The 13,627-nt window shown below is 38.3% G+C and carries 11 protein-coding genes and 4 tRNA genes; 10 read left to right on the top strand and 5 right to left on the bottom strand.

Annotated features, from left to right (window positions below; genetic code table 11):
• Positions 1-72: 72 nt before the first annotated feature.
• Both XM47_RS11270 and XM47_RS11275 read right to left on the bottom strand, forming a co-directional pair.
• Positions 73-1,143: an NHL repeat-containing protein gene (locus XM47_RS11270; RefSeq protein WP_048692552.1), complete on the bottom strand. Its 1,071-nt coding sequence runs from the start codon at positions 1,141-1,143 to the stop codon at positions 73-75.
• Positions 1,144-1,493: 350 nt separating this feature from the next.
• The gene (locus XM47_RS11275) at positions 1,494-1,919 is read right to left on the bottom strand and encodes a cytochrome b562 (RefSeq protein ID WP_048692554.1); all 426 of its coding nucleotides are present in this window, start codon (positions 1,917-1,919) and stop codon (positions 1,494-1,496) included.
• Between the two features lie 425 nt (positions 1,920-2,344).
• On the opposite strand from XM47_RS11275, the gene XM47_RS11280 reads away from it, so the two are divergent.
• From XM47_RS11280 to XM47_RS11290, 3 genes are read left to right on the top strand one after another with little or no spacing between them, the layout of a single operon-like run.
• Entirely contained in the window at positions 2,345-4,459 is a 2,115-nt protein-coding gene (locus XM47_RS11280) for a DUF1549 domain-containing protein (RefSeq protein WP_048692556.1), read from the top strand.
• A 9-nt stretch (positions 4,460-4,468) separates the two neighbouring features.
• Complete coding sequence (locus tag XM47_RS11285; RefSeq protein WP_048692558.1) at positions 4,469-5,764, top strand: DUF1501 domain-containing protein; 1,296 nt, start codon at positions 4,469-4,471, stop codon at positions 5,762-5,764.
• 11 nt (positions 5,765-5,775) lie between these two features.
• Entirely contained in the window at positions 5,776-6,744 is a 969-nt protein-coding gene (locus XM47_RS11290) for a c-type cytochrome domain-containing protein (RefSeq protein ID WP_048692559.1), read from the top strand.
• A 50-nt stretch (positions 6,745-6,794) separates the two neighbouring features.
• Here XM47_RS11290 and XM47_RS11295 read toward each other — a convergent pair whose 3' ends face one another.
• Positions 6,795-7,415, bottom strand: a complete 621-nt coding sequence (locus XM47_RS11295; protein WP_245623457.1) for a 2OG-Fe(II) oxygenase — start codon at positions 7,413-7,415, stop codon at positions 6,795-6,797.
• A 235-nt stretch (positions 7,416-7,650) separates the two neighbouring features.
• Between XM47_RS11295 and XM47_RS11300 the strand changes: the two genes are divergently transcribed.
• From XM47_RS11300 to XM47_RS11330, 7 genes are all read left to right on the top strand, one after another.
• Positions 7,651-8,259 carry a 50S ribosomal protein L25/general stress protein Ctc gene (locus XM47_RS11300; RefSeq protein WP_048692637.1) on the top strand — a complete coding sequence of 203 codons (609 nt, stop codon included), beginning with the start codon at positions 7,651-7,653 and terminating at the stop codon, positions 8,257-8,259.
• A gap of 21 nt (positions 8,260-8,280) precedes the next feature.
• The gene (gene pth / locus XM47_RS11305) at positions 8,281-8,868 is read left to right on the top strand and encodes an aminoacyl-tRNA hydrolase (protein WP_048692561.1); all 588 of its coding nucleotides are present in this window, start codon (positions 8,281-8,283) and stop codon (positions 8,866-8,868) included.
• A gap of 10 nt (positions 8,869-8,878) precedes the next feature.
• Positions 8,879-9,970 carry a redox-regulated ATPase YchF gene (ychF, locus tag XM47_RS11310; RefSeq protein ID WP_048692563.1) on the top strand — a complete coding sequence of 364 codons (1,092 nt, stop codon included), beginning with the start codon at positions 8,879-8,881 and terminating at the stop codon, positions 9,968-9,970.
• Between the two features lie 659 nt (positions 9,971-10,629).
• Positions 10,630-10,706 (top strand) — tRNA-Met (locus XM47_RS11315).
• 7 nt (positions 10,707-10,713) lie between these two features.
• Positions 10,714-10,798, top strand: a tRNA-Leu gene (locus tag XM47_RS11320).
• A gap of 15 nt (positions 10,799-10,813) precedes the next feature.
• Positions 10,814-10,888 (top strand) — tRNA-Gln (locus XM47_RS11325).
• A 31-nt stretch (positions 10,889-10,919) separates the two neighbouring features.
• Positions 10,920-10,994, top strand: a tRNA-Gln gene (locus tag XM47_RS11330).
• Positions 10,995-11,691: 697 nt separating this feature from the next.
• Here the strand turns inward: XM47_RS11330 and hslU are convergent.
• On the bottom strand, positions 11,692-13,026 hold the full coding sequence (gene hslU / locus XM47_RS11335) for an HslU--HslV peptidase ATPase subunit (protein ID WP_048692564.1): 1,335 nt from the start codon (positions 13,024-13,026) through the stop codon (positions 11,692-11,694).
• Between the two features lie 5 nt (positions 13,027-13,031).
• Positions 13,032-13,562 (bottom strand): ATP-dependent protease subunit HslV, encoded by a 531-nt coding sequence (gene hslV, locus XM47_RS11340; protein WP_048692565.1) that lies wholly within the window; start codon positions 13,560-13,562, stop codon positions 13,032-13,034.
• Between the last annotated feature and the right edge of the window lie 65 nt (positions 13,563-13,627).

Here is a 13,627-nt window from a genome sequence, read left to right on the forward strand (position 1 = left end):
TAATATTAAGCACTTATCTCTATGTATTTTCTATTTGTGCCTTGAGATAAGTGCTTGTATTCAAACTGTCGTTTATTTATGACCTTGACGAGATAAATCGAAACGGACAATTCGACCCCATTTATTCCATTCGGTAATAAATAGATCGCCATTGTGATCAAAGGTAATACCGTGCGGTGCTGTTAAACGGCCTCTTTGCCATTGCTCTGGTTTTGTTCTGTTGGTGTTAATTTCGGCTTTGGTATCGTTAGTACCTAAGGTTTTAACGGTTTTTCCAGCTTTATTGATTAAGCTAACTCGACCACTAATTTCAGCAACGGCAGCTATATCACCAAAAAAATCAACTGCACTTGGGCGGCGCAAATTTGTTGCGTAATCACCGATAAGCTCACCATTAAGGTCCATATGAACTAAACGACCATTGACGCGATCGGTACAGATTAAGCGATTAGGCGCAAATCTAGGGTCAATATGAATTTTATGGCAGTTACGAAATTTATAAGGCGCGTCTTTTCCACCAAAGGTTTTTAGATAATTACCGCTTGCATCAAATTTGTGAATGTAATCTAAGCTATAACCGTCGACAACATACATATTATCCTTTGCATCTACCGCTATCGCGGTGAGTTTCATAGGGGGCTTGAGTCTGTTTCTTCTATCTAGACCACTAGCGTGATATTGCTTAGGTACAGCTTTGACTGCATCAATATTCATTACTATTTTGCCGTCTAAACTCATTTTAATTAAGCGCATGCCATTTAAACGAGCGCCATAAATGTACTCTTGATCAGTATTGTCAGCATGGATAACAAAACCATGAAAATCAGCCGGTGCGTTCGGGACTTGGCCAAGGAAATTGCCCGCACGAGAGAATTTTTTAATACCACCTTGTTTGTTCCCATCTTCCATAATGCTGACATAAAATGTGCCATCAGCGGCAACATCAATCTCACCATGTGATGTGCCAATTAGCATGCTGCCATCCGCTAAATGGACCCAGTGATTTGAACTTTTGTAATCAAAATTAGAGTGTCTATTATCATGATTTGAGTGGGCTGATACGATATTAGTACAGAATGCGCAACTAAAGATTAGCGTTTTAATTGAGTGTTTAAGTTTAACTATCGGGCTGTTCATAAGCATAATATTTCTTTATTTTTGTTAATGTATAAGCATTTTCTAAGCACTATTTCTGCTAAAAGAATTTGCTACTTGTGTATACATAGAAGAGGCGGGGAAAGTGTAAATTGCTACCCTTTAGGTACAAAAATTACAGAATATTTTTTGATACAGAAAAATTAATTTAAGTTAACAAGACTAAAACAATAGAAGGGGGGGTTATTGCAAGTTTAAAATGCAGCTAGTAATAGAGTCTGTTGAATCGTAAAAAAGCTATCGCAGGGGGTAAATTTTCTTCATCTAAATCAGATGGAATATAAGCTGGTTAAATATAAACCAGCTTAAGTGGAGTAATTTAGCAGTGTTAGTTAACCTTAATCACATTTCATTTTAAAAGCTCTATGGCCTTGCTTGTTTATTTTACCTATTTGCTTTGCTAAGTCTTTGCGAGTTTTATCATCTTTTGCACTCGCTAATTCTTTCGCTACAGAGGCTAGTTTTTTCATACCTTCTTGGTATTTTGTAAATTGTGCTTTTTGTTTTGGGTTTAACTGCTTAGTTTCAGATATTTTTAGCGGGATATAATCAATCGACTTTTCTGCTAGGCTTTCTAACTTACCGGCTAATTGAGCTATTTCATCAGCTTGCCCTTTTGCCAGAGCAGGCTTTAATGACTTCATAGTTTTTTTCATATCACCCATAATCTCAGCTAAAGGTGTTTCTCCACATTTTGCGCTTGCTGCATAGCTAGTTGGCACCATGGCTAGGGTTAATAAACTTGCTAATAAAACTCTTTTCATTTTGATCCCCAATTTTTATTTAAATCGTTTTTATCATTGTATTGTCATTTTATAACTAACTCGGTGTCAATCGTAAGTAAATTTATTGTAAGTTTTAGCGACAATTACTCTAGTTGAAGATTTTTAGGCGTAAAAACTTGTCATTTGATTATAAATGTTTTTATTAAAGTAACTTAGCCGACTTTAAATATTAATTTTTACTTTATTGTAAGTTATTGAATTATAATTGCAATTTTTCATCTGTTAGCTTTTTTATTTATTTGTTTAGTGAAGTAAAAGGTACTGCTTAATTCAATCATAAACAATCATTCCATATGTGAAGGTTAGCCAATTGTAAATATAAGGTTAAGCTTGTTTTTGTCTGATTTTTTTATGATAAGATTTTGCCAATAGATATCGATATAAAGTTTTTATTGAGGCTTTTTATGATTAAGAAAAAATTAATTCAACACAGCGCTCGCTTGTCTAAGATATTTGCCTTGTGCTGTCTTGTGCAACTTGGCCAATTACATGCTCAAGTTCACGCAACATCCGCTCAAAATGAAGCACGTCAGATTGATGCATTAATTGAGAAGGCTCTGGTTAAAAATAATTTAATCCGTAACCCTCTTACGGACGATTATACTTTTGTGCGTCGGATATATTTAGATATTGCGGGTCGAATTCCAACCTATAACGAGTTGCAAACTTTTATCACTCGTTCTGATGTTAATAAGCGAAGCGAATTAATCAGTGAGTTATTAAATTCAGAAGCTTATGTAAGCCATTTTTATAATTATTGGGAAGATATCTTAAGAATCCAATCAAGAGGGCGGCGTACTTTTATGGTCTCTTACCAAGATTGGATTAAGCAGTCGCTTAAAGATAATAAACCTTATGACCAAATGGTGCGAGAGCTGATATTGGCTGATGGCTATACTTGGGATAACCCTGCGGCTGGATTTTATTTAAGAGATGAAGGCATGCCATTGGATCATATGTCTAATACGATTCAAGTGTTTTTGGGGACACGAATGCAATGCGCCCAATGTCATGATCATCCTTTTGATAAATGGACGCAAAAAGAATACTTTCATTTAGCGGCTTATACTTCAGATGTTGACTCTGGAGGTCGTCGCTATAACAATTCTGAGGCTTTTAAGTCGCTGAGAAACGCTTTCGCGGCTGAGAAAAAGCAGTTAATTAAGCAAGATAAAAACAACAAAAAAGTAAAGCTATCTGCTTCGCCTGCTGAACGTAGAGTATTACGTGATTTATTTCAGCCCCTCGCAACCAGCGTACGGATCAAACCAAGCGAGCAAAAATTACCATATGATTATGCTTATAAAGACGCAAACCCTAATCAAGTTGTTGAACCCCATGCTCCATTTGGAGATTCAGCCAGTGTTTCGTTATGGCAGGATAAACGAGAGGTTTACGCAAATTGGCTGACTTCGGCTGATAATCCAAGATTTACCAAGGTAATTGCTAACCGATTATGGAAAAAAGTCATGGGGCTTGGGTTAATCGAGCCTTCAGATAATTTAACCGACCATACTGTGCCTTCTAATCCTGAGTTGATGAGTTATTTAGAAAACCTAGTCGTTGATTCTGGCTTTGATCTTAAGTATGTATTAAGCGTTTTATTTAATAGTCGCACTTATCAAAGCGAAGTTTATGCAGGCGATGTGCTACCCGGATATAAATATTATTACCCTGGTCCATTATTAACTCGTATGTCTGCAGAGCAGCTTTGGGATTCTATTTTGACCTTAGCTGTTGAAGATTTAGATAGCCTTAAAGATGATTACAGAACAGAGTTTTTCCGTAACAAAGAAAAAGAGTTAGAGGCACATGTGCATAATGTGAATCAGCTTTCTGGCCGAGAGTTACTGGCGATAGTTAAACAAGCAGGGCAAAGAGAAAAGCAGTTAATTGCTCAGGAAAAACAGTTGCAACAAGCTTTAAAGCAGGCAACGGATAAAAAAGAGAAATCTAAACTTAGAAAAGCATACAACAAGTTAAGGAACGAGAAACGAAATGCTTTAACTGCCGCTTTAAGTGAAGCTGCAGGTGCAAAAGCGGCTGATGTTTACACCACAGATATGGCTATGGCAGATAATCTAGTCGATGAAGCTGCTAAGCGAAATAAAGGAAAACGAAAAGGTAAAAAGGCGTTTTGGGAAAACTTGGTGAGGGCATCAGAAATTGTCTCCCCAGCGCCCGCTGGACATTTTTTACATGAGTTTGGTCAATCAAGAAGAGAGTTAATTGAAAATTCTCATCAACAGGCGTCCATACCGCAAGCTTTGTCTTTGTTGAATGGTTACTTGGTTACTGTGATTCAAGATAAAAATGCGCCTTTAACGAAGACGTTAAAGGCAAATTCAGAGTTAAAAACACAAATCGATAGCTTATTCTTGAGCATGTATGCACGCTTGCCTACTCAAGCTGAGCAAGCGCTATTTAGCGAACAGTTGAACGTTAATAATAGATACAAAGCTTACCGCCAAGTCATATTAGCTATGCTGAACTCAAATGAATTTAGGTTTATTCAATAAGGTGTCATTATGAAAAATTTACTTAAACAAGCATCTGAACTAGATAGACGTCAGTTTATATTGAATACGGCTAAATCATTGCTGGGCGTGAGTTGTGCAAGTTCTTTGTTGGCTAAGCCTAGTTTTGCTCAGTCGACTTCGTCCATTTATTCTGGGCCTCAAGCTAAAAATGTTATCTATCTTTATATGTCGGGTGGTATGAGCCATTTGGACACTTTTGATTTAAAGCAAGGGCGCCCTGAGCAAGGACCAGTCAAAGGCATTAAAACCAATGTTGTTGGCACTCGGCTGAGTGAAAACTTACCTCAACTCGCTAAGCATATGAATAAAATGGCAGTGATCAATTCTATGTTCTCAAATCAAGGAGCGCATGAAGAGGGACGCTATTTTATGCACTCTAGTTATACCAAAAGAGGCACAATTCAGCATCCCGGATTAGGCTCTTGGTTAATGAAATATGATGGCAACCATAATCCTAATTTACCTGGTGTGGTTCATATTGGGAGTGTAAACCCCGGGAGCACACAAGGCTTTTTAGAGCAAAAATATGCTCCTTTGTTAATTGGCGATCCTGAAGCTGGTTTGCAGCATTCAAAAATACATAAATTGTTTACTGAAAAAGAGTTTGCCAATACTCAGAGCTTACGTCAAAAATTAGATCAGGCTTTTTCTGCTAAGTATCAGCAGCGTAAAGTGTCCTCGTATTCGGAAGCATATGATGACGCACTTAGGCTAATGAAAAGTGATGACTTGGATGCTTTTAAAGTCGAAAGTGAAGCACAAAGCACTCGTGATGCCTATGGCAAAAACTCATTTGGTCAAGGCTGTTTGCTAGCGAGACGCTTAATTGAAAGAGATGTCAGGTTTGTTGAAGTGACTTTAGGGGGGTGGGATACGCATACTAATAATTTTGAGCGAGTAGCAGAAAATTCTCGTATTTTAGATCAAGCTATGGCTGCGCTATTGGGCGATTTAGAACAAAGAGGTATGTTAGAAGAAACCCTAGTTGTGTTAACTACTGAGTTTGGTCGAACCCCTAAGATTAATCAAAATGAAGGTCGAGATCATAATCCAACTGCGTTTTCTAGTGTGCTTGTTGGTGGCGGAATTCAAGGTGGTCGTTTTTATGGTAAAAGTGACGAAATTGGAAAAAGTGTCGCAGATAAGCGAGTTACAGTGCCAGATTTTAATGCGACAATTGCTTACGCATTAGGTTTGCCAATTTATGACACTATTTATAGCCCTACTGGAAGGCCGTTTCATATTGCCGATAAAGGGCAACCTATTCTTGAGTTATTTAGTTAAAGAGGTACAAAATGAAATTTAAGTCTTATTTATTTACAGTGCCAAGTTTATTACTGAGCCTTGCTGGTTATTCAGGCGCGGTATTTTCAGCGCAAAAACTTACATTTTCGCAAGATATCTTGCCTATTTTTGAAGCTAAATGCCTTAAATGCCATAGTGATGAAAAGCAAAAAGGTGAGCTTAGGTTAGACACTAAAGAATGGATTTTAAAAGGTGGAGAATCAGGGGATGTATTAATCCCATTTAAGCCAGAATACAGCGATGTGTATGTCTTAGCTGCGTTACCGGATTACGATCCTGATTATATGCCTTCTAAAGGTAAGGGGTTAACACCAGCAGAATTAGAAACGTTAAGAAGTTGGATCCAACAAGGCGCTCAATTTGAAGTGGAAAGCGCCGAAACGGCAGCTGAAGCGTCTATGGATATGACTATACAACAAGCTCACCCAACCCAAACTGAAGTGAAATCTCAGGTGAAGATTAAGCAAGTTAGTTATCAACTTAAGCCCAATGAAAAAGCTGCAATTGAGCAACTAAAACAATTGGGAGTAAAAGTCGATCATGTGCATTATGACCAGTCAAAATATGAATTAATATTGTCGTACGCTAAATTGAATGATGATAACTTTCCGCAGCAAAGTTTAATAAAATTAGCCGATAGATTAACTAAAATTGATTTTGCAAGGTTGCCAATTGGCGATGCGAGTTTAGCTAGTCTGACTAAACTTAGTAAACTTAGCTATTTAGATCTGCGCCAAACAAAAATTACTGACAAAGGATTAGCTCATTTAAATGACTTACCCCAGTTGGAATACTTAAACCTTTACGGCACAAGTATTTCCGATCACGGCTTGGCTAAATTGAATAACTTAACCCAACTAAAATCGATTTATTTAACAAATACTAGAGTGACTCAACAAGGTATAAAGAAGCTAGTACAACGTTACCCAAATTTAAAAGTGAGTTATATCGCGAGTTAAACTCGTATTTTATCTGGGTCGCATAAATGAAATCGGCTCAGATTTTGAGTTTATTCGGGTGGATCTATTTTATTGTGGCTTGAGTTATTTACTCTAAACCAACCTGCAATACTCTGCCTAGGTCGCGTTGCAGGTAGCACTTGATGTGGAAACTCTTCACTTAAAAATATCACTAAAGTACCCAGTTTAGGTTGAACTCTAATGATTTCTTCCTGATGATTTTCTGGATTGTAGATAACAAGTTCACCGCCTGCATTTTCAGGCCATTCTGGATTTAAGTAATAAACGGTTGAAAGCATGCGATTTGCTTGGCCGTGAAATGCATCTAAATGGGTTTTATAAAATGCGCCAATCGGATAATGAGCAAAGTGGCTTTCATAGCTAAATAAGCCAAGAAACAGCTGCTTGTTTAACTCCAGCCTTAAGTTTTCCATTTGCTCTACCCATAAAGTTTCTGCGGGCGATTCTTTATTTATCCATTTAATTGCGTCACTTCTGATGCTTTGGTTAAGTTGATGATCTTGCGCACGGCCAATATTTGCTTGTCGGTAATCTATGTTAGAACTTGTTACTTCAGCAAGTAAACTTTGCGCTATTTCATCTGGCAATGCATTTTCTAATACACAATAGCCGTCTTGGCGTAAGTCCTTCATGATTTTTTCAAACTGCACGGGTAACTACCTAGGTTGCAAATATTTAGGCTTAATATTTTAGCTGGAAAGTGACGTAAACTAAGCTTTTTTTCATTAAAAATTTAAAATGATTAAAAATAAATCGATTTATCTTGTTAAATGACTTTAGCTTCTGAGCTGCCAATGATAAACTACGCCGCCCGAAATTTATGGGGCTAAAGGAGTTATTTTGGTCGCAAAAATAGCTCATCATTTATTTTATTGGAGTAATAGTATGTCTACTATCGAGATTCAAGCAAGTTCGCGTAGCGATTTAGGGAAAGGTGCGAGCCGCCGCCTACGTCACGCGGAAAAAATTCCAGCTGTATTATACGGCGGTGGTGAAGATGCAGTTTCATTAGAAATTGAACACAGAATCGTTTTTAAAGCTCAAGAGCAAGAAAGCTTCTACTCTCAAGTTTTAAACCTAGTTGTTGACGGTAAAGCAACTGACGTTATCGTTAAAGATATGCAACGTCACCCGTTCAAGCCAAAAGTTATGCACGTTGATTTCCAACGCGTTGTAGCTGGTCAATCTTTACACACTACTGTTGGTATTCACTTCGTAAACGAAGAAGCGGCAGCTAAGAAAGGTGGCGTTGTAGCACACCACATTTCTGAAATTGAAATCGCTTGTGAGCCAAAAGATTTACCTGAGTTCATCGAAGTTGATGTTGCTGGTTTAGAAGTTGGTCAAACTCTTCACCTTTCTGACATTAAATTCCCTGCTGGCGTAACTTCTGTTGAGTTAGCTAAAGGTGAATCTCATGACGGTGCTGTAGTAACACTTGATAAGCCTAAAGTTGATTCGTCTGACGACGCTGAAGAATCTGAAGAAGCTTAATATTGGGTTAATACTTGACACATGTCTGAGTTAACTCAATTAATCGTGGGCCTGGGTAATCCAGGTCCCGAATATGCCAAAACAAGGCATAATGCGGGCGAATGGTATGTACGCGAACTCGCAGATAGATACAACGCACCGTTAAAATTAGATAGCAAATATTCTGGCTTTACTGCCAACATTCAAATCAATGGTCACGATGTTCGGTTACTTATTCCGGTAACTTTTATGAATAAGAGTGGGCAATCAATTTCTGCATTAAGTAATTTCTTTAAAATTCCCCCAGAGCAAATTTTAGTCGCACATGACGAGATGGATATATCTCCTGGTATTGCCAAGTTTAAGCGCGGCGGTGGCCACGGCGGACATAATGGTTTGCGTGATACGATAAGCCGTCTGGGAAATAATAAAGAATTTTTACGTTTACGTATCGGCATAGGTCATCCTGGACACAGAGATAAAGTGACAGGGCATGTATTAGGCAAAGCGCCTTCGGCAGAACAAGAATTAATTGATGCTGCAATTGATGAAGCAGTAAGATGCACAGAAGTTTGGTTTAAGGACGGTTATACTAAAGCCGTTAGTCGATTACATAGTTTTAAGGCATAGGACAACTATTATGGGTTTTAAATGTGGCATAGTTGGTTTACCAAATGTAGGTAAATCTACTTTATTCAACGCGTTAACCAAAGCAGGTATTGAAGCTGCAAACTTTCCATTTTGTACAATAGAGCCTAATACTGGTGTTGTACCTGTGCCAGATCCTCGTTTAGATGCGTTAGCTAAAATTGTTAACCCGCAACGCATTCTACCAACGACAATGGAATTTGTTGATATTGCCGGCTTAGTAGCAGGTGCATCTAAAGGTGAAGGTTTAGGTAATAAATTTTTAACTAATATACGTGAAACCGATGCGATTGGTCATGTGGTTCGTTGTTTTGAAAATGACAACATAGTCCACGTTTCAGGTAAAGTTAACCCTGCTGACGATATAGATACGATTAATACTGAATTAGTTTTATCTGATATGGATACAGCAGAAAAAGCAATTTTCCGTAATGCGAAGAAAGCTAAAGGCGGCGACAAAACTGCTAAGCAAGAATTAGAAGTCCTTGAAAAAATTAAGCCATTCTTAGATGAAGGCCAAATGCTTCGCTCTATTGAATTAGACGCAGAAGAGCTAGCGATTATTGCACCACTTAACTTCTTAACGATTAAACCAACTATGTACATTGCCAATGTAAATGATGATGGTTTTGAAAATAACCCATATTTAGATCAGGTTCGTGAAATAGCCAAAGGTCAAAATGCCGTGGTTGTACCTGTATGTGCTGAGATTGAATCTGAGTTATCAGAATTAGACGATGAAGACAGAGATGAATTCATGGCTGATCTAGGCTTAGAAGAGCCGGGTTTAAATCGAGTGATTCGAGCGGGTTATGAATTATTGAACCTACAAACATATTTCACTGCGGGTGTTAAGGAAGTTAGAGCTTGGACAATTAAAGTTAATTCAACTGCACCGCAAGCTGCAGGTAAGATTCATACTGATTTTGAAAAAGGCTTTATCCGAGCAGAAACTATCGCATATGATGATTATATTGAACATCAAGGCGAGCAGGGCGCTAAAAACGCAGGTAAGAGCCGAAAAGAAGGTAAAGACTATATAGTTAAAGACGGCGACGTCATGCATTTCTTATTTAACGTATAGTTATTTTACCTACTCTAAAAAAACCGCCTGCTGGCGGTTTTTTTGTTTTTGGCATTTATTACTTAGCAGGCGGTGAAATACAGTTCTCCGGCTTAACGCTATTTTTTCAAAATATTAGGCTAGAACCAATAATATCCAGCTCCAGCAGCATCCTAGTCAGGATAACGATTAATAATAAAGCCTTTTTATAAGCATAGCTGTTGCGCCTGCTATTTAATTATGGCCAAAGTTAGAGCTAAACTAAGAGGTTAATCTGCAGAAATGTAGGTGTAAGCTTTAAGGTTACTTATTTTATACCTGATACTGAGAGATTGATTTCGTAGCTGTTTGGATAATTTAGTGGCGGCAGACGAAAGTAGAATAATCGAATTCACTTGAATCAGATAAATTTATAAATCAATTAAATAAAAATCGAGCACATTTAGTTAAACCTTAAATTTAAATTCAATTTATGAAAAACAATTGTGGCTTTCGTTTTCGCTTGTGAGTATATTAATAAAAGCTTAATACGCTTGTTTTGATTGCTTTTTATACAGAAATAGTTTGTTTTTTCGCTGAATAAATAAAAACGAAAAAAAGCTTAAATTTCTTTGAAAAAAAGGTTGACGGCACAGGGTCATATCAGCATAATACGCGCCACTCGCTGAGGCGAGATTGTTGGCTACGTAGCTCAGCTGGTTAGAGCACATCACTCATAATGATGGGGTCCCCTGTTCAAATCAGGGCGTAGCCACCAATAAAATGCGGACGTGGCGGAATTGGTAGACGCGCTGGATTTAGGTTCCAGTATCGCAAGATGTGAGAGTTCAAGTCTCTCCGTCCGCACCATTGTTTAAAAAATGTTGGGATATCGCCAAGCGGTAAGGCACCGGGTTTTGATCTCGGCATTCCCAGGTTCAAATCCTGGTATCCCAGCCATTTTTTAACAATTCAAATATGCTTTCCTTGTTGGGATATCGCCAAGCGGTAAGGCACCGGGTTTTGATCTCGGCATTCCCAGGTTCAAATCCTGGTATCCCAGCCATCATATTTCTCATCTTGTTTTATCACCTTACAATTTAATATTTCACTTTTTTTATTTACTTACTCTTATAACTTATAATTCGCTTTAGCTATTTATTTTTCGTTTCCCATACTTCTATTTTATCTTCTTTAATCGTTAACACTCACAGATAATATTTTGCAGTCATATCGTCAGCTATCTAAAGTTTCTATAGAGCTAAATCAATATAAATTGCGAGTATCAGAGCCATCACAGACAGTTCAATTCAAGGCGTATCATTGCAGGAATGTAGGCACCTTTCAAAATGATACAACACAGAAGTGAGCTGTCTGTGAGGCTCCTGAAAGGCTGGGCTAAAAGCCATTTATTCTGCGTTAAGTTGGCTTGGCATAGAACCACTATGCCTGTGCCAACTTGCCTTGCCTTAATGGCTTTTATCTCCAGCTGATTATCGCTATTTATATTGATTTAGCTCTACATACCGAGCAAATAGCCTCAGGAAGCCTTAATAAAGGTTTGTGTGTAACTTGGATATCTCGGCTTGAAATTGGATTTAAGCTTGAAGTAGGCGAGCCTAGGCTGTTTTCAGCTGCTTTAAGATTTAATTTGGATTAATTTTTAACAGACTAATTCTAATAGGCAAAAAAAATGGGTGAATCATTTCACCCATTTTTATCAGCTTAGTTTGGTGTATAGCTTCAATTCGATGTATACAGAATTATAGAATAAATCTAGATAGATCTTCATCTTCAACTAAGTCGTTCAGGAACTTGCTAACATAATCAGCATCAACCGTAATGCTTTGTCCAGACATTTCAGAGGCATCGTAAGATACTTCTTCCATCAGTTTTTCCATTACAGTATGTAAACGACGTGCCCCTATGTTTTCGGTCTTTTCGTTGACTCTAAAGGCTGCGTTAGCAATTTTCTCTATACCATCTTGACTGAAATCAACGCTGACGCCTTCTGTTGCCATCAGAGCTTTGTATTGCTCTGTTAAAGAGGCATTAGGCTCAGTTAAAATTCGTACGAAGTCATGAGCGGTTAGAGCTTCTAATTCAACTCGAATTGGTAAACGACCTTGAAGTTCAGGGATTAGATCGGATGGCTTGGCCATTTGGAAAGCACCAGATGCGATAAATAGAATGTGATCGGTTTTAACCATACCATGTTTAGTCGTTACAGTAGATCCTTCCACTAATGGAAGTAAATCGCGCTGAACACCTTCGCGTGATACATCTGGACCGCTAGATTCGCCGCGTTTACAGATTTTATCTATCTCATCGATAAATACGATACCATTTTGTTCTAAGGTTTCTATTGCTTGTTCTTTTAATTCTTCTTGATTTACAAGTCGACCAGCTTCTTCTTCAACCAATAATTTGTAAGCTTCTTTCACTTTCATTTTACGCGTTTTTTTAGCGCTGTTGCCTGATAAGTTTTGGAACATGCCTTGTAATTGGTTGGTCATTTCTTCCATCCCAGGTGGTGCCATAATTTCGACTCCAACCTGAGGCGCTGCTACGTCTATTTCTATCTCTTTATCGTCGAGTGTACCTTCACGTAATTTCTTACGGAAAATTTGACGCGTGTTAGAGCCCGTATCTTGTGGCTCTTCTTCACCGAACATAGCTTGAGGTTTAGGTAGTAGGGCATCTAAAATGCGCTCTTCTGCTGCTTCTTCTGCTCTATGTTTAACTTTAACTGTCGCTTGTTCACGTGTCATTTTGATAGAGATATCAGCTAGATCACGTATGATAGTTTCAACTTCTTTGCCAACATAGCCCACTTCGGTAAATTTAGTTGCTTCTACCTTGATAAATGGCGCATTCGCTAGCTTAGCTAATCTACGTGCAATTTCCGTTTTACCTACCCCTGTTGGACCTATCATTAAGATATTTTTTGGGGTCACTTCTTGACGAAGATCTGGATCTAACTGCATTCGACGCCAGCGATTACGTAAAGCAATCGCCACAGCTCGCTTTGCTTTATCTTGACCTATTATGTGGCTATTTAATTCGTGTACAATCTCTTTTGGGGTCATTTCCGACATAATAGTTAACCTTTAGTGCTAAGTTCTTCAATAGTTTGATTGCCATTGGTGAAAACGCAAATATCACCAGCAATTTTTAAGCTTTTTTCGACGATTGATCTGGCATCAAGCTCGGTATTTTCTAGCAAACCTGTCGCAGCTGCTTGCGCAAATGGGCCGCCTGAGCCAATTGCGATTAAATCGTATTCTGGCTGAATCACATCACCGTTGCCGGTTATGATTAATGAGGCTGTGTGATCGGCTACCGCGAGTAAAGCTTCAAGTTTTCTAAGTGCTCTGTCACTACGCCAGTCTTTTGCTAGTTCAACAGCGGCTTTAGTTAAATTGCCTTGGTGCATTTCAAGTTTGGTTTCAAAGCGCTCAAATAAAGTGAAAGCATCGGCTGTGCCGCCTGCAAAACCCGCGATTACTTTGTTGTGGTATAGGCGGCGTACTTTTTTTGCATTGCCTTTCATTACAGTGTTGCCAAGTGATACCTGACCATCGCCACCAATAACAACAGTATCGCCACGACGTACGGAAACTATCGTAGTCATTAAAAATTCCTCTTAATTGAAACTTTAAGAAATATCAGAGCAAATAACAATTTGATGATATTTGC

It is taken from the genome of Catenovulum maritimum (genome assembly GCF_001050375.1).
Lineage (GTDB): Bacteria > Pseudomonadota > Gammaproteobacteria > Enterobacterales > Alteromonadaceae > Catenovulum > Catenovulum maritimum.